The 22,701-nt window shown below is 68.3% G+C and carries 20 protein-coding genes; 7 read left to right on the top strand and 13 right to left on the bottom strand.

Annotated elements, in window-relative coordinates; all coding sequences use genetic code 11:
- Positions 1–76 precede the first annotated feature (76 nt).
- Both NA3_RS32850 and NA3_RS32855 read left to right on the top strand, forming a co-directional pair.
- On the top strand, positions 77–1,390 hold the full coding sequence (locus tag NA3_RS32850) for a nicotinate phosphoribosyltransferase (protein WP_062968377.1): 1,314 nt from the start codon (positions 77–79) through the stop codon (positions 1,388–1,390).
- 36 nt (positions 1,391–1,426) lie between these two features.
- Positions 1,427–2,005 carry an isochorismatase family protein gene (locus tag NA3_RS32855; protein ID WP_062968378.1) on the top strand — a complete coding sequence of 193 codons (579 nt, stop codon included), beginning with the start codon at positions 1,427–1,429 and terminating at the stop codon, positions 2,003–2,005.
- An 11-nt stretch (positions 2,006–2,016) separates the two neighbouring features.
- Here NA3_RS32855 and NA3_RS32860 read toward each other — a convergent pair whose 3' ends face one another.
- Positions 2,017–2,883 (bottom strand): alpha/beta fold hydrolase, encoded by an 867-nt coding sequence (locus NA3_RS32860; protein WP_062968380.1) that lies wholly within the window; start codon positions 2,881–2,883, stop codon positions 2,017–2,019.
- Positions 2,884–3,094: 211 nt separating this feature from the next.
- Between NA3_RS32860 and NA3_RS32865 the strand changes: the two genes are divergently transcribed.
- A complete protein-coding gene (locus NA3_RS32865; RefSeq protein WP_062968382.1) occupies positions 3,095–5,212 on the top strand; it encodes an ATP-dependent DNA helicase in 2,118 nt (705 codons plus the stop codon).
- A gap of 173 nt (positions 5,213–5,385) precedes the next feature.
- On the opposite strand, the gene NA3_RS32870 is transcribed toward NA3_RS32865, so the two are convergent.
- The 4 genes from NA3_RS32870 to NA3_RS32885 form a co-directional block, all read right to left on the bottom strand.
- Positions 5,386–5,919 (bottom strand): DoxX family protein, encoded by a 534-nt coding sequence (locus NA3_RS32870; protein WP_084492076.1) that lies wholly within the window; start codon positions 5,917–5,919, stop codon positions 5,386–5,388.
- 114 nt (positions 5,920–6,033) lie between these two features.
- Entirely contained in the window at positions 6,034–7,398 is a 1,365-nt protein-coding gene (locus tag NA3_RS32875; RefSeq protein WP_062968384.1) for an NCS2 family permease, read from the bottom strand.
- Positions 7,399–7,535: 137 nt separating this feature from the next.
- The gene (gene glgP, locus NA3_RS32880) at positions 7,536–10,196 is read right to left on the bottom strand and encodes an alpha-glucan family phosphorylase (RefSeq protein WP_084492071.1); all 2,661 of its coding nucleotides are present in this window, start codon (positions 10,194–10,196) and stop codon (positions 7,536–7,538) included.
- 81 nt (positions 10,197–10,277) lie between these two features.
- Positions 10,278–11,036: a dienelactone hydrolase family protein gene (locus NA3_RS32885; RefSeq protein ID WP_062968386.1), complete on the bottom strand. Its 759-nt coding sequence runs from the start codon at positions 11,034–11,036 to the stop codon at positions 10,278–10,280.
- A 184-nt stretch (positions 11,037–11,220) separates the two neighbouring features.
- Here NA3_RS32885 and NA3_RS32890 point away from each other — a divergent pair, with 184 nt between their 5' ends.
- Both NA3_RS32890 and glgB read left to right on the top strand, forming a co-directional pair.
- On the top strand, positions 11,221–13,221 hold the full coding sequence (locus tag NA3_RS32890) for an alpha-1,4-glucan--maltose-1-phosphate maltosyltransferase (protein ID WP_062968388.1): 2,001 nt from the start codon (positions 11,221–11,223) through the stop codon (positions 13,219–13,221).
- A gap of 34 nt (positions 13,222–13,255) precedes the next feature.
- Positions 13,256–15,442, top strand: coding sequence for a 1,4-alpha-glucan branching protein GlgB (glgB, locus tag NA3_RS32895; protein ID WP_062968390.1), 2,187 nt, complete (start codon positions 13,256–13,258; stop codon positions 15,440–15,442).
- Here the strand turns inward: glgB and NA3_RS32900 are convergent.
- The 5 genes from NA3_RS32900 to NA3_RS32920 all read right to left on the bottom strand — a co-directional run bounded on the left by NA3_RS32900 (position 15,406) and on the right by NA3_RS32920 (position 18,915).
- Positions 15,406–15,927 (bottom strand): hypothetical protein, encoded by a 522-nt coding sequence (locus NA3_RS32900; protein ID WP_062968392.1) that lies wholly within the window; start codon positions 15,925–15,927, stop codon positions 15,406–15,408. The genes glgB and NA3_RS32900 overlap by 37 nt on opposite strands.
- 6 nt (positions 15,928–15,933) lie before the next feature.
- Positions 15,934–16,302 carry an SSI family serine proteinase inhibitor gene (locus NA3_RS32905; RefSeq protein ID WP_128145099.1) on the bottom strand — a complete coding sequence of 123 codons (369 nt, stop codon included), beginning with the start codon at positions 16,300–16,302 and terminating at the stop codon, positions 15,934–15,936.
- Positions 16,303–16,398: 96 nt separating this feature from the next.
- Complete coding sequence (locus NA3_RS32910; protein ID WP_062968398.1) at positions 16,399–17,247, bottom strand: tetratricopeptide repeat protein; 849 nt, start codon at positions 17,245–17,247, stop codon at positions 16,399–16,401.
- 61 nt (positions 17,248–17,308) lie between these two features.
- Positions 17,309–17,662, bottom strand: a complete 354-nt coding sequence (locus NA3_RS32915; RefSeq protein WP_062968450.1) for a DUF3817 domain-containing protein — start codon at positions 17,660–17,662, stop codon at positions 17,309–17,311.
- 71 nt (positions 17,663–17,733) lie between these two features.
- Positions 17,734–18,915 carry an acetyl-CoA C-acetyltransferase gene (locus NA3_RS32920; protein WP_062968400.1) on the bottom strand — a complete coding sequence of 394 codons (1,182 nt, stop codon included), beginning with the start codon at positions 18,913–18,915 and terminating at the stop codon, positions 17,734–17,736.
- Between the two features lie 133 nt (positions 18,916–19,048).
- Here NA3_RS32920 and mce point away from each other — a divergent pair, with 133 nt between their 5' ends.
- Positions 19,049–19,519 (top strand): methylmalonyl-CoA epimerase, encoded by a 471-nt coding sequence (mce, locus tag NA3_RS32925; RefSeq protein WP_062968402.1) that lies wholly within the window; start codon positions 19,049–19,051, stop codon positions 19,517–19,519.
- A gap of 86 nt (positions 19,520–19,605) precedes the next feature.
- Positions 19,606–20,598, top strand: a complete 993-nt coding sequence (locus NA3_RS32930) for a coiled-coil domain-containing protein (RefSeq protein WP_062968404.1) — start codon at positions 19,606–19,608, stop codon at positions 20,596–20,598.
- 98 nt (positions 20,599–20,696) lie between these two features.
- Here the strand turns inward: NA3_RS32930 and NA3_RS38910 are convergent, their stop codons facing one another.
- From NA3_RS38910 to NA3_RS32945, 3 genes are read right to left on the bottom strand one after another with little or no spacing between them, the layout of a single operon-like run.
- Positions 20,697–20,999: an Rv1322 family protein gene (locus NA3_RS38910; RefSeq protein ID WP_062968406.1), complete on the bottom strand. Its 303-nt coding sequence runs from the start codon at positions 20,997–20,999 to the stop codon at positions 20,697–20,699.
- A 7-nt stretch (positions 21,000–21,006) separates the two neighbouring features.
- The gene (gene nucS, locus NA3_RS32940; protein ID WP_062968408.1) at positions 21,007–21,696 is read right to left on the bottom strand and encodes an endonuclease NucS; all 690 of its coding nucleotides are present in this window, start codon (positions 21,694–21,696) and stop codon (positions 21,007–21,009) included.
- Positions 21,697–21,741: 45 nt separating this feature from the next.
- Positions 21,742–22,485, bottom strand: coding sequence for a rhomboid-like protein (locus tag NA3_RS32945; protein ID WP_062968410.1), 744 nt, complete (start codon positions 22,483–22,485; stop codon positions 21,742–21,744).
- Positions 22,486–22,701: the final 216 nt, after the last annotated feature.

A 22,701-nucleotide genomic window follows, 5' to 3' on the forward strand; every position in this document is an offset into this window, starting at 1 on the left:
ATAAACAACACCCGCGCCGAGCAGGTCTCGAAGGCCATCCACGCCGCCGCGCGTCCGGTATGTCTACAGTGGCCGCGTGGACACATCGGCCGCCGCCGCGAGCACCGCCCTACTGACCGACCAGTACGAGCTGACCATGCTCGCGGCTGCCCTGGCCGACGGTTCGGCACAGCGGCAATGCACCTTCGAGGTATTCGCTAGACGGTTGCCACATGGCCGCCGATACGGCGTCGTCGCGGGTACCGACCGGTTGCTCACCGCGTTGCGGGACTTCCGTTTCGGCGAAGCCGAACTCGCTGTGGCGGCGCGATTCCTGGACCCGCGAACCCTGGAGTGGCTGCGCGATTTCCGCTTCACCGGCGATATCGACGGCTATCTGGAAGGTGATCTCTACTTCCCGGGCTCGCCGATCGTGTCGGTGCGCGGCAGTTTCGCCGAGTGCGTGGTGCTGGAAACGCTGATTCTGTCGATCCTCAACCACGACAGCGCGATCGCCGCCGCGGCGGCCCGCATGGTCAGCGCGGCCGCGGGGCGCCGGATGATCGAGATGGGTTCGCGTCGCACCCACGAACTGGCCGCTCCCGCCTGCGCCCGCGCCGCCTATCTGGCCGGATTCGACGCCACCTCGAATCTGGAGGCGGTGCGACGGTACGGAATTCCCGGCGCCGGCACCAGCGCGCACGCCTTCACGCTGTTGCACAGTGGCCCCGACGGACAGCACGAGGCAGCGGCATTCCGCAGTCAGGTCGATGCGCTCGGCATCGGCACCACGCTGCTGGTGGACACCTTCGACATCACCGCCGGCGTGGCCCGCGCCATCGAGGTGGCCGGGCCCGAATTGGGCGGTGTGCGTATCGATTCCGGCGACCTGGGCGTCTTGGCGCGGCAGGTGCGCGACCAGCTCGACGCCCTCGGCGCGAAACACACCCGCATCGTGGTGTCCGGCGATCTGGACGAATACGCGATCGCCGCCCTGCGCGCCGAACCGGTCGACGCGTACGGCGTGGGCACCTCCCTGGTCACCGGGTCGGGCGCGCCGACCGCCGGAATGGTCTACAAACTGGTGGAAGTCGACGGCGTACCGGTGGCCAAGCGCAGCAGCCACAAACAGTCGCGCGGCGGTACCAAGCGCGCGGTGCGACTGTCCCGCGATACCGGCACCATCGTCGAGGAGATCGTGTATCCGGCCGCGGCGCCCCGGCCCACCGGCAACGGGTACGAGGTGCGGGACCTGCTGGTTCCACTCATCCGCAAAGGCGAGCCGGCGGCCGATGTGCCGGATCTGGCGAGCAGCCGGGAGTTGGTGGCCCGCGGGCTGGTCAGCCTGCCGTGGGAAGGCCTCAAACTGTCCGCGGGCGAACCGGCTGTCACGACCACGTTCCTACAATGAAGGAGAGGGCAACCGGCGCGAAACGAGGTGCGGGAGATGGGTAGAGCACTCATCGTCGTCGACGTGCAGAACGACTTCTGCGAGGGCGGCTCCCTGGCCGTGGCCGGTGGCGCCGCGGTGGCGCGGCAGATCAGCGACTATCTGGCCGCACACCACGGCGACTATGCCGCGATCGCCGCCACCCGGGATCTCCACGTCGATCCGGGTGCCCATTTCTCCGATCGTCCCGACTACGTGGACAGTTGGCCGCCGCACTGCCGGGCGGGCACGCCGGGTGCGGATTTCCATCCGAATCTCGACACCTCCGCCCTCGACGCGGTGTTCTCCAAGGGCGCCTACAGCGCTGCCTATTCCGGGTTCGAGGGTTCGACCGACGACGCGGTCGAGCTCGCGGAATGGTTGCGCGACAAGGGCATCGACGCCGTGGACATCTGCGGTATCGCCACCGACCACTGTGTCCGCGCCACCGCCGCCGATGCCCGCGCGGCAGGACTGACCACCCGGGTACTGCTGAACCTCACCGCGGCGGTGTCACCGGAGACGACCGCCACCGCGCTGGACGGTCTCCGCGCCGCCGGAGTGGAGTTGGCGGGCGTCCTGCCCACGAACACCTGAGGCGGTCTCGGCTAGGACTGCGCGGCCAGGAATTCCACGAGCGCGGCGGCCACCGGCCCAGGGTTCTCGACCTGCGGATAATGACCCGTCGCGGGCGCCTCGTCCAATACCTCGAATCGGGCCTTCGGCACCCGTTCCCGCAAGCGCGGCAGCAGGTGCCCACCACTGATCGGGTCGGCCGGACCCCACACGAAAAGTACCGGGCCGGAATAGTTTTCCAGCGCTTGCTGCCAGCGTCCGGCATTCGCCCGGCGTTCGGCGTGGTAGCGATTGAGCGCCCATTGCACATGCTTACCGCCGCCGTCGGTCATCGCCAGCCACATCTGGTGCAGATCGGCATCGGGGACCGGGCGCCCCAGGATCCTGCGCAGCGTCATCCGGAAGGTCGTCTCCGACATGAGCGGATTCAGTAACCTGCCGATCGGGGTGGTCATCAGATGCTGAATCGGCAAGGGCCGGTAGAGGTCCGGGTACAGGCCGCCGTTGAGCCAGGCCATCCGCCGCACCCGCGTACTGTCGCGGGCCAGCAACTCCTGTGCCACGCTGACCCCGTAATCGTGTGCCACGAGCGCGGTGCCGGTGATTCCCAGCCGCTGCCAGAGCTGTTCGACCAGCGTGGCCTGTTCGGTCATCCGGTAGTCGTGGCCGCGCGGTTTGTCGCTGGCACCGAAACCGAGGAAATCCAGAGTCGTCACCCGGCAACCGGATTCGGTGAGGGCGGGCAGGATCGAGACCCAGTCGTGCGAGGACGTCGGATATCCGTGCAGCAGCGTCACCGGCCGCCCGTCGATCGGGCCGTCCTGCCGGTGGAAGATCCGGTGGCCACTCAGTTCCAGGTGCGATCCCCCGGCGATCCAGGTGCGGTAATCCGGCTCCACGCGCGTCTCCTTCCCCGTACCGCACCCCCTGATGCGGATTACCGCCAACCCTACTGGCCGTCCCGGACACGGCCACCGGACCCGGCGGCACCGCGACGCACCTGTGCACAACCGCCGGCCTGTGCACAACCCCGCGCGGACGGCGGCCGGCAGGCACGGGCGACCGCCGCCGGTCGGGTCGATTGTCGGCAGGGGGCGCTAGTCTTCGTGGGTGCCCGAACTCCCGCCCGTACCGACCCTGCTGGCGACCGCCGTGGAAGCACTCGGCGGTACGGCGCGTACCGGTCAGCAGACCATGTCGGCCGCGGTCGCGCACTCCATCGACACCAAGGAACACCTGGCCGTCCAGGCCGGAACCGGCACCGGTAAGTCGCTGGCCTATCTGGTGCCGAGCCTGCGACACGCGGTGCAGAGTGGGCGGACGGTGGTGGTGTCCACCGCCACCATCGCGCTGCAGCGGCAGTTGGTGGACCGCGATCTGCCGCGGTTGGCCCAGGCGCTGGAGAAACTACTCGGCCGACGCGCGCGGTTCGCGATCCTCAAGGGCCGCAACAACTATCTGTGCCTGCACAAGATCAACAGCGCGATCCCGGACGAGCCGCCGGAGACCGAACTGTTCGACGCCTTCGCGATCTCCCGGCTCGGGCGCGAGGTGCAGCGACTCAACGACTGGGCCTCCGACACCGAGACCGGCGACCGCGACGAACTGGTCCCCGGCGTCAGCGACCGGGCATGGCGCCAGGTCAGCGTGTCGGCACGGGAATGCCTGGGCAAATCGCGCTGCCCGTTCGGCACCGACTGCTTCGCCGAACGCGCCCGCGCGGAATCCGGGCAGGCCGATGTGGTGGTCACCAACCATGCGCTGCTGGCCATCGATGCCATCAGCGGTATCCAGGTGCTGCCCGAACACGACGTGGTGGTCATCGACGAGGCGCACGAACTGGTGGACCGGGTCACCGGCGTGGCGACCGCGGAACTGTCCACCGCCACCATCACCGCGGCGGCCAAGCGCTGCACCAAACTCGTCGACGAGGGCGATCTCGACCGGCTCGAGGGTGCGGCGGAGGCCTGGCACGAATTGCTCGAGGACCTGCCGGCGGGCCGCTGGGACGAGCTACCCGCCGGCGGCGATCAGGTACTGGCTCTGCTGCGCGACGCCGCCTGGACCGTCCGCACCGCCCTCGCGCCTCCCGGTTCCGGTGCGCCACAAGGCGATCCGGAGGCCGCCGCGGCCCGCAACATGGCGGTGGCCGCGGTCGAGGAAGTACACGATACGGCCGTGCGGGCGCTGACGGCCTTCGAGGAACCCGATCCCGCGGCCCGCCGCGATGTGCTGTGGCTGGCCGTGGACGAGGTCCGCGGCGTCGCCCGGCGCACGCTGCACATGGCCCCGCTCTCGGTGGGCGGGCTGTTGCGCAGCCGGTTGTTCGGCACCGCGACCGTCATTCTCACCTCGGCCACGCTGCAGGTCGGCGGATCCTTCGACGGACTGGCCGTCACATGGGGGCTGCCCCCGCAGGCACCCGATCGCGCGGGAGCCGACGTCCCGGGCACCGAGCGTGCGGACAAGGGCAGCCGCCGCATCGACCCGGCCATGGCCAACGGCGCCGAAGCTCCCGCCGACACCTCGGCCATGCGCTGGAATTCGCTGGATGTGGGCTCCCCCTTCGATCACGCGAGATCCGGCATCCTCTACGTCGCCAAACACCTCCCGGCTCCCGGCCGTGACGGCCTGGCCCCGGCCTATCTGGACGAGATCGAGCGGCTGATCGAGGCGGCCGGCGGGCGCACGCTGGGGCTGTTCTCCTCGATGCGCGCCGCCAAGGCCGCCAGTGAGATCCTGCGCGAGCGCCTGGACACGCCGATCCTGTGCCAGGGCGAGGACGCCACCGGCACCCTGGTCCGCCGCTTCGCCGACGATCCCGCGACCTCCCTGTTCGGCACGCTCTCGCTGTGGCAGGGCGTGGACGTTCCGGGACCGTCGCTGAGCCTGGTCATTCTCGACCGGATTCCCTTCCCCCGGCCCGACGATCCACTGCTGGTCGCCCGGCAGCAGGCCGTCCAGGCACGCGGCGGCAACGGCTTCCTGACCATCGCGGCCAACCACGCCGCCCTGCTGCTGGCCCAGGGCACCGGACGGCTGCTGCGCAGCGTGCACGACCGCGGCGTGGTGGCGATCCTGGATCCCCGCCTGGTGACCGCGCGCTACGGCGGATATCTGCGCGCCTCACTGCCGCCGTACTGGGAGACCTCCGACCCCGAGGTCGTCACCAAGGCCCTGCGGCGCCTGACCGCTACGCCGGCCGACCTGACCGCCGCCGAAAAATGAACCGAACCGTTATGTGACACCCGCCACTTTGACTGGGAACCTACTTCTGTTCGGAAGTAAATTGGCGGGCGATACTTCCGGTGCACCCCAATTCCCACATCGGAGTATCCGAGGTCCCCGCGTCGCGAACCCTGCACGCGACGTGGGGACACTCATATCGCCCGGCGCGCGAACTACTTCACGAGCAGGGTGATCACCGCGGCCACCACACCGAGCACGACCGCGCCGACTCCCCACACGATGCCGTGCCGCTGCCACGGCCGCCCGTGGTCGACCGAGAACCGGCCCGGGCCGGTGAAGCCCAGCGCCACCGCGGCCACCGCGAACAACAGCGCGGTTTCATATCCCTCGAGTCCGTGCGGCCAGGTCACATGCATCGCATTGATCATGGTGCCGAGCACGATCGCGGCGGCCAGGGGCGTCACCAGCCCGAGGAACAGCAGTCCGCCGCCGACCGCTTCGCACAAACCGGCGAGTGTGGCGAAGAATTTTCCGGGGTCGTAACCCATGTGCTGGAATCCGCCGGCGGTCGCGGACAGGCCCGGGCCGTTGAACCAGCCGAAAAGCTTCTGAGTGCCGTGTACGAACAGCAGTCCGCCGAAGACCAGCCGTAACAGCAGGAGGCCGATGTCGGCGGCGGCCGGATCGGCCGCGGTCCGGAATTCGAGGGGGCGGGCGGCTGTCCTGGTCTCGGTATTGGGGGTCATGATCGCGGGAGTCCTCATCTCGTTAGTTGGCGAAAGCAAAACGGACCGCGGTCCGATTGATAACACGGTGACCAACCGAACCCGGTTCACGGGTTATTCCGCCCGCCGGGCGGCCTAATCGGCGAGGAAGAAGAAGTACGCGAGGAATACCGCCATCAGCACCCACATGACCGGGTGCACCTCACGCCCGCGCCGCCGCGCGACCATCACGACGGGATAGAACGTCAGCCCCATCGCGATTCCGTTGGCGATCGAATAGGTCAGCGGCATCATGATCACGGTGATGAACGCCGGAATCGCGAATTCGAGCCTGGTCCAATCGATATCGCCGAGCGCCCGCGACATCAGCACACCCACCACGATCAGCGCCGGCGCCGTCACGGCGGGAACGTCGGCCACCACCGCGAAAATCGGGAAGAAGAACATCGCGGCCAGGAACCACCCTGCGGTCGACACCGCGGTGAGCCCGGTTCGCCCGCCCGCACTGACGCCGGCCGTGGATTCGACATAGGCGGTGGTGGTCGAGGTGCCGATGATCGCGCCCGCGGCGGTGCCGATCGAATCGGCGGCCAGCGCCTGCGCGGCGCGCGGCAGTTTCCCGTCGGGGCCGAGCAGCCCAGCCTGGTTGGCGATGCCGATCAGCGTGCCCGACGCGTCGAAGAAGTCGACGAACAGCATGGTCAGCACGACGATCGCCATCTGGCCGGTGAAGGCGTGCGGCAGATTCACGATGGCCTGGCCGAAGGTCTGGTCCAGCCCGTGCGGCATCGCCACCACCTGATGCGGCAGATGCACGAGCCCGCTCACGATGCCGACCACCGTCGTGCAGACGATGCCGTACAGCACCGCACCGTGCCAGCCCAGCACCAGGAAGACCACCGTCACCAGCAGTCCGAACAGAGCCAGCAGCGTGGTTCCCTTGGTGAAATTACCCAGGTGCACGAAGGTCGCCGGATCCGAGACCACGATCCCGGCGTTCTTGAGGCCGAGGAAGGCGACGAACATGCCGATCCCCGCGCCGACGGCCAGTTTCAGCTGTAGCGGGATCGCGTCGATGATCTTCTCGCGGATCTTCGTCACCGCGAGGATGAAGAAGATGATGCCCGACAGCAGGGTGCCCGACAGCGCAACCTGCCAGTCGATGCCCATCCCCAGCACGACCGAATACGCGAAGAAGGCGTTCAGCCCCATCCCGGGCGCGAGCGCGATCGGGTAACGCGCCCACACTCCCATCACCAGCGTGCCCACCACCGCGGCCACCGCGGTCGCGGTGAACACCGCCTGGGTGGGAATGCCGCGCGATCCGAGCTGACCGTGGTCGCCGAGCACCGCCGGGTTGACCGCGAGCACATAGGACATCGCCAGAAAGGTGACGGTTCCCGCCATGAGCTCGCGCTTTACGGTCGATCCGAGCCTCGCGACTCCGAAATAGGAATCGAGGCGTCCCTTGGACCGCGACAGGACGTCGACACTGCTCATTTGCTGCTCTCCACCCTCGCCCCGGACCGATCGGACTGTGCCGAGGGCACCGTATCGGTCCCGGACCGTTCGATGCCATTCAGATCGGCGAACATGTGGCAAATCACGCTCCCCGATATCCGCGCTGACCAGACGTTCTACGGCCGCGCCGCGGCAACCAGTCCGAGTTCCGCCGGGCTCGACAGCAGAGGGTGTCTGGGCAACACGCGGACGGTATACCCAACGGCGCCCGAATGCGGCACCGGCGTGGTGACCGCGAACTGCTCGGTGCCGGCATCCGTGCCTCTGTGGTCCATGTCGACGACCTCGGTATCGGTCAGCTCGTCGTCGGAACCCACCCGCCCCAATACCGCCTGCACCACCACGTCGCCGGCGGACAGTCCGGCGAGATCGATGCGGGCCCGCAGCGACAGTTCCGCACCGATCACCGGAATGTCGGGCAGGCCGGAGCTGTCGACCTGGAGGACTTTCACCTGCGACCACACCCCCTCGAGGCGGCGGCGGTAGTCGGCCAGTTCCCGCGCCCCGGCGAAGTCGCCGGCCGCGATCGCGGCATACGAACCGGCGGCCGGGAGGTAGTAGCCGGTGGTGTAGTCGCGGACCATGCGCGAGGCGAGGACCTTCGGGCCGAGGGTGCGCAGCGTGTGGCGCACCATCTCCATCCAGCGCACCGGCAGGCCGGATTCGTCGCGTTCGTAGAACCGCGGCAGCACCGAGCGCTGCAGCATCTCGTACAGCGCCGCCGCCTCGAGATCGTCGCGCCGATGGTCGTCGCGAACCCCGTCGGCGGTCGGGATGGCCCAGCCGTTGTCGCCGTCGTACATCTCGTCCCACCAGCCGTCGCGGATGGAGAGATTGAGCCCGCCGTTGAGTGCGGCCTTCATCCCGGACGTCCCACAGGCTTCCAGCGGACGCAGCGGATTGTTCAACCACACATCGCAACCCCAGTACAGGTAGCGGGCCATCGACATGTCGTAATCGGGCAGGAATACGATGCGGTGCCGCACCGCCGGATCGTCGGCGAACCGCACCACCTGCTGGATCAGCGCCTTACCCCCGTCGTCGGCGGGATGGCTCTTCCCCGCGACCACCAGTTGCAGCGGACGCTCCGGATCGAGAAGCAGCGCGCGCAGCCGGTCCGGATCGCGCAGCATCAGCGTGAGCCGCTTGTAGGTGGGCACCCGCCGGGCGAAGCCGACGGTCAGCACACCGGGATCGAAAACCTCGTCCACCCAGCCCAATTCGGCCGGCGCCGCGCCGCGTTCGAGCCACGATTCCCGCAGCCGGCGACGCACCTCGGCGACCAGCACCGCACGCAGCGTCGCCCGCGTCTCCCACAGCTCGTGCAGATCCACCGACCGCAGCTGTTCCCAGCCGCGAGCCTCGGCCACCAGCTCGGGGCCGACAAGGTCGCGCGCTGTATCCACTGCGACGCTCCCGGGTCCCTCCGTGGTTACGCGCGCTGCCTCCTCCGGGCCCGTCGCTCGCGCCGCGGTGTCTATCCATTCGCGAGCGGCCCAGGTCGGGGCATGCACCCCGTTGGTCACCGAACCGATCGGCACCTCCGCCGCGTCGAATCCTGGCCACAGCGGCGCGAACATGTCGCGGCTGACCTCGCCGTGCAATCGCGAAACACCGTTGGCGCGCTGGGCGAGTCGCAAACCGAGGTGGGCCATGTTGAACACGGACGGATCGGCTTCCCGTCCCAGCGCCAGGATCCGGTCCACCGAAATACCCGGCAGCAGTGGCGATTCCCGTTCCCCGTGGGCGCCGCCGAAGTAGCGCCGAACCAGTCCGGCGGCGAATCGGTCGATGCCGGCGGGCACCGGAGTATGTGTGGTGAAGACGGTGGCGGCCCGGACCGCGGCGAGCGCGGAGTCGAAATCCATTCCGCCCGCCATATATTCGCGGATCCGCTCGATTCCGAGAAAACCCGCGTGGCCCTCGTTCATATGCCACACGTCCGGATCCGGCATACCGCGCGCCCGGGTGTAGGCGCGTACCGCGCGCACACCGCCGATGCCGGCCAGAATCTCCTGTTTGATGCGGTGGTCCTGGTCACCGCCGTAGAGCCGATCGGTCACCGCGCGCAGTTCCGGATCGTTGTCGCTGATATCGGAATCGAGCAGCAGCAACGGGATTCGCCCCACCTGCGCGATCCACACCCGCGCACGCAGCACCCGGTTCTCGGGCATGGGCACGTGGACGAGGACCGGGGCGCCCTCCTCGGCCAGCAGCCGCAGTGGCAGACCTTGCGGATCGAGGTCGGGATAGCGCTCGGCCTGCCAGCCGTCGGCGGTGAGCGACTGCCGGAAATAGCCGGACCGATACAGCAGGCCGACGCCGATCAGCGGCAAGCCCAGATCCGAGGCCGCCTTGAGATGGTCACCGGCCAGAATCCCCAGGCCGCCCGAGTAATTCGGCAGCACCTCGGTCACACCGAATTCCATGGAGAAGTAGGCGATACCGCGCGGCGCCGGGGTTTCCGGCTGCGCGGCGATATGTTCGGCGAACCAGCGGGGTCTGCTCAGATAGTCGCGCAGGTCGGCCTCGGCAGCATCGACGGCGGCCTGATACTCGCGGTTCGCGGCCCACTCGTCGAGCCGGTCCGCGTCCACCTCGCCGAGCATCCGCACCGGATCGCGACCGACCCGCACCCACAACTCGGGATCCAGCTGCGCGAACACGTCCTGAGTGGGCCCGTGCCACGACCACCGCAGATTGGCGGCCAGCTCACCGAGGGCGGCCAGCCGCTGCGGCAGATGGGCACGGACGGTGAAACGACGCAATGCCTTCACCGGGTAGACCCTACACGGCGGCACCGGCCCGCACCCCGCACGCCGAGGCCGGGCCAGCGCGCTGACCTGCTGCGAAAGGTGTTATCCCCGCAGCGTGCGGGCGAGCAGCGCCAGCAGTTCGCGCCGGTGCCGCTCGTCGGCTTCGCGGTCGTAGGCCGAGGTGTCGGCCTGGGTGTAGCCGTGGTGCGCGCCGGGGTAGACCTCGGTGCGGTAGCGCACTCCGGCCGCGGCCAGAGCCTTGTCGAACGTCTCGATCTGTTCGGGCGTCAGCGAGTGGTCCTGGTCGGCGTGGCCGAAATACATTTCCGCCGTGGCGGTCTCGACGGCCAGGTGCGGGCTGTCGGGGCCGTCGACGACCAATCCCCCGGTGTGGAATCCGGCCGCGGCCGCGATCCGGTCACCGAACGCGCCGGCCGTGTACACCGCCAACCGGCCGCCCATGCAGTAGCCGGCCGTGGCGATCGGCCCGCCGGCGGTGTGCTCGAACGCCGTGAGCCAGTCCAGGTAGGCGCCGGCATCGCGGACCACGAGATCCGGGGTGAGTTCCCGCAGCATCGGGACGACCGTGGCGAACAGGTCCGGACGTTGCAGATCGATGAAGTCCGGCAGCTCGAGCAGCGGCGCCCGGCCGTGCCGGTAGAAGACGTTGGGGACCAGCACCGTGTATCCGGCCGCGGCGACATCGTCGGCCGGCGCGCGCAGACGCGGACGCAGTCCGAACGCGTCCATGTACAGCAACACACCGGGGTGTTTCCCGCCCGCCGCGGGATAGGTGACGTACGCGTCGGCGACACCGTCGGGCGTCGCGATCTCCACGGTCCGCCCCTGCACTGCGGTCATGCGCCAATCCCTTTCTCTCGGCTGTTTCGGCGAATTCGTTCGTGCCCGTCGTCCGCACCGGCGTCCAGCAGAAACGGAACCAGCGCCCCGGAAAGTCTGCCACGGGCATCTCAGGCCCGCAATCGCCCAGGCCCGCGTCGCGCGTGTTCGTGGTCGTCCCCGAACTACCGGTACGGTTGGTGCCGTGACCGGTCGCATCGCCATCGATGACACCGCCCCGGCCGTCGCGGGCGGATATCCGGCCAAGGCCGTGGTCGGCGAGGTGGTGCCGGTGCGAGCCGTGGTGTGGCGCGAGGGTCACGACGCGGTGGCGGCCACCCTGGCCGTGCGCGGGCCGGGCGGCCGCACTCAGCGGATCCGGATGGCACCGGAGTTCGAACCCGACGTCTTCAATGCGGTCTTCACCCCGAATACGCCGGGGCTGTGGACCTTTCGCGTGGAGGGCTGGGGCGATCCGATCACCGGGTGGCGGGCCGCGGTCGAGGCGAAACTCGCCGTCGGGCAGAGCGCGGCGGATCTGGCCAACGATCTCGAGATCGGTGCCCGGCTGTTCGAACGGGCGGCGCAGGCGGTGCCGAAGCGCCAGTGGGAGAAATTGCGCGCCGCGGCGGCCGCGCTGCGCAGCGATGCGCAACTGCCGGCGCGGGTAGCGCCCGCCTTCAGCGCCGAGGTGGCCGAAATCCTGCGCGAGACGCCGCTGCGCGACCTGGTGACGCGCGGTCCGGCCCACACCGTGCTGGTCGAGCGGCGGCGAGCGCTGGTCGGCTCGTGGTACGAGTTCTTCCCCCGCTCCACCGGCGGCTGGGACGCCGAGGGAAATCCGGTGCACGGCACCTTCGCCACCGCGACGAAGGAACTGCCACGCATCGCGGCCATGGGTTTCGATGTCGTCTACCTGCCGCCGATCCACCCGATCGGAACGGTGAACCGCAAGGGGCCCAACAACTCTCTGACATGCGGACCCGAGGATTTCGGCTCCCCGTGGGCGATCGGATCGGCCGAGGGCGGCCACGACGCCGTCCACCCGCTCCTGGGGACCGAGGCGGATTTCGCCGAATTCGTCCGTGCCGCAGGCGAGCTCGGCCTGGAGGTGGCACTGGATCTGGCGCTGCAGTGCGCGCCCGACCACCCGTGGGTGCGCAGCCATCCGGAATGGTTCACAACCCTGCCCGACGGCACCATCGCGTTCGCCGAGAACCCGCCGAAGAAATATCAGGACATCTACCCGCTGGATTTCGACAACGATCCGGACGGGCTGTATGCCGCCGTCCTGGGTGTCGTGCGGCACTGGATCGGCTTGGGGGTCACCATCTTCCGGGTCGACAATCCGCACACCAAGCCGGCCGACTTCTGGGAATGGCTGATCGCGCAGGTGCGCCGGACCGATCCCGAGGTGATCTTCCTGTCCGAGGCGTTCACCCGCCCGGCCCGCCTCTACGGCCTGGCCCGGCGCGGATTCTCCCAGTCCTATACCTATTTCACCTGGCGCACCGGCGCCTACGAACTGGCCGAATTCGGACGCGAACTCGCCGCCAAGGCCGACGAGGCCCGGCCCAATCTGTTCGTCAACACTCCCGACATCCTGCACGAGAGCCTCCAGCACGGCGGCCCGGGCATGTTCGCCGTGCGCGCCGTGCTGGCGGCGACATTGGGCCCGAGCTGGGGAATGTATTCCGGGTTCGAACTCTTCGAGCATCAGGCGGTGCGTCCCGGCAGCGAGGAATATCTCGATTCCGAGAAGTACCAGCTGCGTCCGCGACGATTCGCCGAGGCCGCGGCGCGCGGTGAGTCTCTGGAACCGTTCATCACCCGGCTGAACGAGATTCGCCGAGCCCATCCCGCGCTACAACAGTTGCGCTGCATCGCCTTTCACCACGTCGACAACGAGGCGCTGCTGGCGTACTCGAAGGTCGATCCGAGCTCCGGGGATGCGGTGCTGGTGGTGGTCAATCTCAACCCGTTCGGCGCCGAGGACGGGATGATCTCGCTCGACATGCCGGCCATCGGGCGGGAATGGCACGACCACCCGACGGTGCACGACGAGATCAGCGGCGAGGAATATCATTGGGCGCAAACCAATTACGTGCGGCTCGACCCGGTGCGCGCCCCCGCCCACATCCTCGTCCTCCCGGCCGTTTCGGCGGCCGCGCGCACCGAATTGGCCTACCGCAGGACCTTCCGGTGACCGCACGCCGGATCGCGGCACGACGGCCGCGCCGATGAATCGGCGCGATCTGATGTTGCTGGCCGCCGGCACCCACACCGACCCGCACACGGTCCTCGGCGCGCATCCGCATCCGGACGGGACGGTGATCAGAACCCTGCGGCCCCACGCGGATTCGGTGTCGGCACGCATCGGCGGCGTCGATCATCCGCTGCACCACATCGGCCACGGGATCTTCGAGGGCGTGGTCGGCTTCCCGGACCTGTGGGACTACCGGCTGATCGTGTCCTATCCGGGCAGCCGGACCGTGCTGACCGCCGACGGATACCGCTTCCTGCCGACCGTCGGCGAACTCGATCTGCACCTGCTCGGCGAGGGACGGCATCGGCGGCTCTGGGAGGTACTCGGCGCCCATCCGCGCCGCTACACCACCCTCGACGGCGAGGTCACCGGCACGTCGTTCGCGGTATGGGCGCCGAACGCGCGCGGAGTCACCGTCTTCGGCGATTTCGACAGCTGGAGTGGAACGAGTACACCCCTGCGCCGGCTCGGATCGTCCGGGGTGTGGGAGGTGTTCGTGCCCGGCGTCGCGGTGGGCACGCGCTACAAATACCGCATCCACGGCGCCGACGGACGGATCGTCGACCATGCCGATCCCCTGGCCTTCGCCGCCGAAATCCCGCCCGCGACGGCGTCGGTCGTGGCCGAAACCACCTACCGGTGGTCCGATCAGGACTGGTGCGCCGCCCGCGCCCGGCGCGACCCCACCCGCGAGCCGATGAGCGTCTACGAGGTTCATCTCGGCTCGTGGCGGCCCGGTCTCGACTACCGCACCGCCGCCGAACAACTCGCGGAATACGTTCGGGCCCAAGGATTCACCCACGTCGAACTGCTGCCCGTGGCCGAACACCCCTTCGGGGGCTCCTGGGGTTATCAGGTCACCTCCTACTACGCACCGACCGCCCGCTTCGGCTCCCCCGACGATTTCCGCGCCTTCGTCGACCATCTGCACGGCCACGGGATCGGAGTCGTCCTCGACTGGGTGCCCGGCCATTTCCCGCGCGACGAATGGGCCCTGGCCCGCTTCGACGGCACCGCCCTCTACGAACATCCCGATCCTCGCCGCGGCGAGCAACTGGAGTGGGGCACCTACATTTTCGACTACGGCCGCAACGAGGTGCGCAACTTCCTGGTCGCCAACGCGCGGTTCTGGCTCGAGGAATTCCATATCGACGGGCTGCGCGTCGACGCCGTCGCCTCGATGCTGTACCTGGACTATTCGCGTCCGCCCGGCGGCTGGGAGCCCAACGTGCACGGCGGACGGGAGAATCTGGAGGCCGTCGCCTTCCTGCGCGAGCTGAACGCCGCCGTCCACGCCGATCATCCCGGCGTGGTGACCATCGCCGAGGAATCCACCACCTGGCCGGGGGTCACCCGGTCCACCGAGGTCGGCGGGCTGGGCTTCACCCTGAAGTGGAATATGGGCTGGATGCACGACACCCTCGGCTACTTCGGGCGCGATCAGGTGCATCGCAGCTGGCACCACAACGAGATCACGTTCTCGGCGGTGTACGCGTGGAGTGAGAACTATCTGCTGCCGATCAGCCACGACGAGGTGGTGCACGGCAAGGGCACCCTGTGGACCCGCATGCCCGGTGACGACTACGCCAAGGCCTGCGGTGTTCGCGCGCTGCTGGCCTACATGTGGGCGCATCCGGGCAAACAGCTGCTGTTCATGGGCCAGGAGTTCGGCCAGTTCCGGGAGTGGTCACACGACCGCGGACTGGACTGGGACGAACTCGCCAATCCCCTGCACGACGGTATTCGCGCCCTCGTCGCCGATCTCAACACCGTCTACCGCGCCCACCCGGCGCTGTGGACCCAGGACACCGCGCCCGGTGGCTACGCCTGGATCGAAGCCGACGACCACGTGCACAACCTGCTCGCCTTCCTGCGCTACGGCACCGACGGCTCGGTCGTGGCCTGCGTCTTCAATTTCTCCGGTCTCGAACACCGCGACTACCGCATCGGCCTGCCGGCTCCCGGCATCTGGCACGAGATTCTCAACACCGATGCCACCTCCTACGGCGGCAGCGGCACCGGAAACCTCGGCGCGGTATCGGCGTCCGACTGCCCCTCGCACGGCCGGCCGTACTCGGCGGAGGTCACCGTCGCGCCCAACAGCGCCGTCTGGCTGACTCCCGATCACCACCGCAGCATCGGCAACGGCCGCAACGGGTGACGCAGCGCCCACCGCGTTGCGCTCCCGGCCAGAAAGCGGTGAAAGCCGTGATACGGCAACGCGGCGAGCACGGCCCGCACCTCGCTCCGCGGCAGACCGCCGCGCAACAGGCCGCCGCTGACGTCGATGCGGTCCGCGATCCGGAAGGTCTCGGCGATCGGATCGTCGACCGCGCGCACCCGGTGATGGTCGAACACCATCCGCCGGACGGCCTCGCGGTCGGAGATTCCGAACTCGGCCGCATACTCCTCGGCCAGTGCCGCGGAGGGAAACAGATAGTCGAAGGTGTCGGCGGTCCAGATGCCGAGGTCGTGAACGGCCCAGGCGAGCACCGCCGCGTCGGGCAGCGGTTCGTCGAGCAGTGCCCGGTGATAGTTGAGACACCGCAGCACGTGATTGCGGTATGTCGTCAGATCGTCGCCCAGGTCGTCGCGGTGCCGGTCGAGGACCGCGGTGACGATCGGATGGTCGGTGCGCACGTCCATGCGGGCTCAGAACTTCCAGGGCGCCGGCAGGTCCGGGACCACGCATCCATAGGTGTGCTCGATCGACACCGGAGTGCCGCGAACCGTGCCGCGGGCACGCAATTGCACCGGGTAGTACCGGAAGCAGCGAACCCCGGAATCAGCATCGGGGAGCGCCAATTCGGCATCGGCCAGATACGCGCAGGCCGCGGACGCGCCGGGATGTGAGCCGCCGATCGGATCGCAGGTCAACGTGACGGCGCGGGGTGAGCGGTCGGGTTCGGTGCGGGTGAAGATCAGTTGGGTAGCCGCATCGTGAGCCGTGGCGCTGCTCGCCGGCATCAGCACCGCCGCGGCGCAAGCGGCGCCGATCAGACCACGCATCGTTGCCCTCACATCGGCCTCCCGTCCCCGCGCCGCAAGCGAACTCCGCAGGCGGCTGCACCGATTATCGGTCGTCGCGGCCGATCGGCCGCGACGACCGGGCGTAACTCAGTACAGTGCCGTCGCCAGCTTGCGCCTGGCCGCGACCACCACCGGATCGGCGGTGTCGAACAGCTCGAACAGTTCGACCAGCCGGGTGCGCACGCGGTTGCGGTCGTCGCCCGCGGTCCGCTTGATCAACCCGATCAGCCGATCGAAGGCTGCTTCGGGCTGCTGGTTGAACAGTTCGGCATCGGCGGCGGTGAAGGCGGCGTCGATATTGCCGGGATCGGCGTCGGCCACCGCGACCGCATCGGCCGGCAGCTCGCGGGCACGGCCGAAGAACCGCACCTGGCGCAGCGCCGCCTTGGCCTCCTCGTTGGCGGGTTCGGCGGCCAGAATCGCCTCGTAGGCCGCCTCCGCCCCGGCGATATCGCCGCGGTCGAGCGCCTCTTCGGCGGCCACGAACCGCGGATCCTCGGGCGCGGGCGCCTGGCCCTGATCGTCACCGGCGCCGGGGAGTTTGCCCCGCACCGCGTCGACGACCGCCGCCAGCCACTGCTTGACCTGTTCCTCGGGCTGCGAGCCCTGGAAATCGGCCAGCGGCTGCCCGGCGGCCACCGCGATCACGGTCGGAATGCCCTGCACCCCGAAGGCCTGCGCGATCCGCATATTCGGCTCGGCCTCGATGGTGGCCAGCTCCCAGCTGCCCCCGGCGCTGCCGACCAGCCGCTCGAACAGCTTGACCAGTTCGACACTTCCCGGGCTGCGCTGGGAATACAGGACGACGACAACCGGCACCTCGAGCGATCGCCGCAGCACCTTGGTCTCGAAATCGGCCTCGGTGACGGCGTGATCGCCCGGAACGTCCGTGGCGGCCGGCTGTTTCAGTGCGGACAGATCCACCGCGCCGGACATGGCAGCGGCAACGGCGGGCGAGGGACGACGTGCAGCAGGTCGAGTCACGACATCCAGTTTGTCACGACGCGGCGGGCGCCGGGGCCGCGGCCGGGCTCAGCTCTCCCAATTGTCCGGTCCGAATCGCCCAGCGCTCGAACCACACCGAGGTGAACGGCACCACCGCCGAGACCAGACCCAGCAGAATCGTCTTGCCGGGCCATTCGTACTCGCGCCAGGCCAGCAGCAGGCTCACCGCGTACAGCAGGAAGATGATGCCGTGCAGCATGCCGAACACCATCACCGGCCAGGTGATGGGTTCGGGCAGCCGCTTGAGCACCGAACCGAGCAGCAACAGCGCCCACGACGGCGCTTCCAGCAGTCCGAACAGACGCACCCGCTTGGCCACGGTGCTCACGTCGAAGAATTCGCCCATGGCCACCATTGTGCCCAACGACTACGCAGCGTCGTAGTAGGTGTGGGTCATGCCACAGCGCGAACCGAGAATCAGACGCGGACGATGAGGGCGTCGCCCTGGCCGCCGCCACCGCACAGCGCGGCCGCACCGACCCCACCACCGCGCCGCTGCAACTCCAGCGCCAGGTGCAGCACGATCCGCGCACCCGACATGCCCAGCGGGTGACCGATCGCGATCGCGCCGCCGTTGACGTTCACCTTCTCCGGATCGATGCCCAGCTTGCGGGTCGACGCGATCCCGACCGCCGCGAACGCCTCGTTGATCTCCACCAGATCCAGATCCGCCGGCGAAATACCTTCCTTCGCGCAGGCTTTCGCGATCGCGTTCGCGGGCTGGTCCTGCAGCGTGGAGTCCGGACCGGCCACCACACCCGCGGCTCCGATCTCCGCGATCCAGCTCAACCCCAGCTCCTGGGCCTTCGCCTTGCTCATCACGACCACTGCGGCCGCGCCGTCGGAGATCTGCGACGCCGAACCCGCGGTGATGGTGCCGTCCTTGGCGAAGGCCGGGCGCAGCTTGCCCAGCGACTCCGCGGTCGTGTCCGCGCGCACGCCCTCGTCCTCGCTCACCACGATCGGATCACCCTTACGCTGCGGCACCGACACCGGCACCACCTCGTCGGTGAACACACCGTTCTTCCAGGCGGCCGCGGCCTTCTGATGCGAGGCGGCGGCGAAGGCGTCCTGCTCGGCCCGGCCGATACCGTCCCCGGCATTGCGGGACTCGGTCAACGCACCCATCGCCTGATCGGTGAAGATGTCGTGCAACCCGTCGTAGGCCATGTGGTCGCGCAGCGTCACATCGCCGTACTTGAAGCCCTCACGGGACTTCTCCAGCATGTGCGGGGCCCGGCTCATCGACTCCTGACCACCGGCCACCACGATCTCGTACTCACCGGCGCGAATCAGCTGATCCGCCAACGCGATCGCGTTGATACCCGACAAACACACCTTGTTCACCGTCAGCGCCGGCACATCCATCGGAATACCGGCGGCCACCGCGGCCTGACGCGCCGGAATCTGGCCCGCGCCCGCGGTCAGCACCTGACCCATGATCACGTAATCGACCTGCTCGGGCGCCACCCCACCGCGCTCGAGCGCCGCCTTGATGGCGAAACCACCCAGATCCGACCCGGAGAACCCGGACAACCCACCGAGCAGCCGACCCACCGGAGTACGGGCGCCGGAGACGATGACAGAGGTGGTGGCCACGATGAACCTCGCTTCTCACATTCGGGGACGCAGCGGCATGCCGCCCTCGTACTCGGCGACGGGCCGCTCTCGTACTCAACGGTAACCCTTCCCGTCCCGGCAGCTCCAGGTAGGTGCGCGCTACCTTCGTAGAGTGAGCACTACCGATACGTCCGCTTTCATTCCCGCCGATTACGTCATCGCCGTCGATCACGTCGGCATCGCCGTGCCCGATCTCGATACCGCCGTCGCGTGGTATTCGGACAATCTCGGCATGGTCGAGACCCACCGTGAGGTCAACGAGGCTCAAGGCGTGCACGAGGCGATGCTGTCGCTGCCCGGTTCCGGCGACGACGCCACTGCTCTGCAGTTGCTGGCGCCGCTGAACGAGGAGTCCACGATCGCCAAGTTCATCGACCGCAACGGCCCGGGATTGCAGCAACTGGCCTACCGCGTGACCGATATCGACGCGGTAGCTACCTTCCTGCGAGGCCGCGGTATCCGTTTGCTGTACGACGCTCCGCGCGCCGGAACCGCCAATTCGCGCATCAATTTCATCCACCCCAAGGATGCTGGCGGTGTGCTCGTGGAATTGGTCGAACCGGCCGCGAATCCTACTCACTAGTACCGCAATCGGGCCGCGGAAACTGTTGGTAACGACATTCGCAGTCGACTCACCATGGTGGGTCGACAGGCTGTAGTTTGTGGGGCATGTCGTCCACTGAGCCCGATCGCAATCGCTTCGTCGCGTTGCCTTTCACGGTAGTCCGTAAAGGCTACGACCGTGACGAAGTACGCAATTACTTCGACCGCTTCGATGCCGAGCTGAGGGTCACCGCAACAGATCGCGATGCCGCCGCCGCTCAGGCCCGTAACCTGGCCGCCCAGCTGGAGGACGCCCGCGACGAGATCGATGAGCTTCGCAAGGAAGTCGATCGCCTGTCGGTTCCGCCCACCACCGCGGAAGGCATGAGCGATCGAATCTCCCGGATGCTGCGATTGGCATCCGACGAGGCGTCCGAAGTCCGCGCGCAGGCGCAGGCCGAGGCAGCCGAGATGATCTCCATCGCGGAGCAGCAGGCCACCGAGATGCGTGGCAAGTACGAATCCCTGCTGGCCGAGACCAAGGAGAAGCGCGAGGCGCTCGAGGTCGAATTCGAGCAGACGCTGTCGAACGCGCGCGCCGAGTCGGCCAAGATCGTCGAGGCCGCCCAGGCCGATGCCACCCGCATCACCAAGGAGGCCGAGGCCAAGCGCAAGGCCGCCCAGCAGGACTTCGAGGCCACCATGGCCGAGAAGCGGACCAAGCTGACCAAGGCCATGGAGGAGCTGGAGGCATCCAGCCGCGCCGACGCCGCCCAGCGCATCAAAGAGGCCACCGACGAGGCCAACCGCCTGGTCACCTCGGCCACTCAGTCCGCCGAGCGCAAGATCGCGCACGCGAAGGAACTGGCCGAGGAGATGCGGGTCCTGCGCGGCCGAGTTCTGGCCCAGCTGTTGGGTATTCGCGGCCAGCTCGATTCGGTCCCGGCCATGCTGGCCGCGGTCAACCGCGAGAGCGAGCTGCTCGACGGTGCACCGGAGCAGCGTTCACTGTCCGGTAAGCAGTCCGGTTCCGGCCGGCAGAAGGCCATCCCCGAGGTCAAGGCGGAAGACGAAGAGTCCGTCGACGAAGAGCGCGAAAGCGCCGAAGTCTCGAGCTGACAACACGCGCCACCCCCTCAGGGCGACACATTCACCACCCGTTTCGAGGCCGCTCCCGCATTGCGGGGGCGGCCTTCCCTATGCCCGCACCCGGACCGTTACGACCAGCGCCGCGTGATCGTGCGGGTATGGCGGCCACGCCAGCAGCCCGAATGCCAATGGCGACGGTCGTTTTCGCCGCCCTCGGCCGGCCACGCCACGATATGGGCTGTGCCGGGCGGGATCTCGTGGTCGCAGCCGGGACACCGATAGGTCTTCACCGCGCGCGAACCCGGAATCGTACGCACCACAAAGGTTTCCGTGCCGCCGGGCCCGTCCTCGGTGCGTCCGAAGACGTCACCGATCGGCCGCGGATCCCGCTGGAGCCGCGACGATGTGGGACGAGGTTTCCGGCGTGGCACGTGCGCCTCAGAACAACCGGAATTCGGTGCTGTCGGTACCGCGCAGGGCATCGTAATCGAGTGTGACGCAGCGGATCCCGCGGTCGGTCGCCAGGGTCCGCGCCTGCGGCTTGATCTGCTGTGCGGCGAAGACACCGGTGACCGGCGCCAGCAGCGGGTCCCGGTTCAGCAGCTCCAGATACCGGGTGAGCTGCTCCACCCCGTCGATCTCGCCCCGGCGTTTGATCTCCACCGCCACGGTGGCGCCGTCGGCGTCGCGGCACAGGATGTCCACCGGGCCGATGGCCGTCATGTATTCGCGGCGGATCAGCGTATAACCGTCTCCCAGCGTGCCGATGTGTTCGGCGAGCAGCTCCTGGAGATGGGCCTCGACACCGTCCTTCACGAGCCCGGGGTCCACGCCCAGTTCGTGCGCGGAGTCGTGTTCGATGTCCTCGACGGTGATCCGCAGCTCCTCACCGGCTTTGTTGGTCACCACCCAGAGCTGGGAGCCGTCGGGCATCGTCTCGACATCGGTCTCGCGCTCTTCCATCCAGCAGGGCGGGCTCATCCAGTTCAGCGGCTTGTAGGAACCGCCGTCGGAATGCACCAGCACCGAGCCGTCCGCTTTCATCATCAGCAGCCGGCGGGCCATCGGGAGATGTGCGGTGAGCCGACCCACGTAATCGACCTGGCAACGAGCAATCACAAGGCGCACCGGTCGAGTTTAGGCCCTCGCCGAGACTGCTTGCGCGCGGGGCGATCAGCCGACGAGCAAGATGTATCCGAGTGCGGCCGCGACGACGAGCAGACCCGTCTCGAACCGGTTGAGCCGGTGTGCGCGGACATGACCGCTGCGCAGCAGCAACCACCCGGTGAGCAACCCGATCGTCAGGGCGATCAGATGCCCGACATTGGTGAAGGTATGGCCCATGACGACGCCCGCGACGGCGACAGCGCCGAGCGAGATGGCCCACGTCGGCCGCCACTTGGCGGGCAGAACCACCATCAGGGCCCCGATGACCGCCAGCGCGCCGTAGCTCACCCCGACGTCCTCGGCGAGGGAAATGCTCGTCGGCAACCATTTCACGCTCACCGCCACCCACAGGCCGCCGGCGACGAGGAGTGTGGCACCGATATGGCCGGCGATGAAGATGCGCAGCAGCGACAGGGCGCCGAATCGCCATTCCGCCAGAATGAGCAGACAGACCAGTAGCGGGATGAGCACCGCGCCCGCGGTGCCGTCACCGATCACGAGCGCACTCGAGAACAGGGTGCCGAACCGTCCGGCCAGCAGATTGTGCAGATTGGTACTTGCATGCTGGATGACGCGGGTCTGCTGGGTATCGCTGAGCACCGACACCAGCACGGTCACCGCGATGAGCAGGGCGCCGTAGCTGTAGGTCATCGGCAGCTTGAATCGATCCCGCAGCGTGAGGGAACGGCCGGCCTGCGCGGGGCCGGACTCCAGTGCTGACTGTGTGGCCGGCTCCTGGAGTAGAACCATTCGGATCACCTTCCGCTACCAGACCGGTACCGATTGCACCGGGTCGACACCATCCATGATCCCGATCGATCTCCCGAATGGTGTCAGGCTTACCTAGGAAAGTCCTGTGAACCCGGGAATACCCACCCGAACCGATTCCACTCGCCCGAATATCCTCCGGGCGAGCACCGCGGACACGGTCGGCGACAACCGCATCGACGCGACGATGTCCAGAAA

It is taken from the genome of Nocardia africana NBRC 100379 (assembly GCF_001612635.1).
Taxonomy (GTDB): Bacteria; Actinomycetota; Actinomycetes; order Mycobacteriales; family Mycobacteriaceae; genus Nocardia; species Nocardia africana.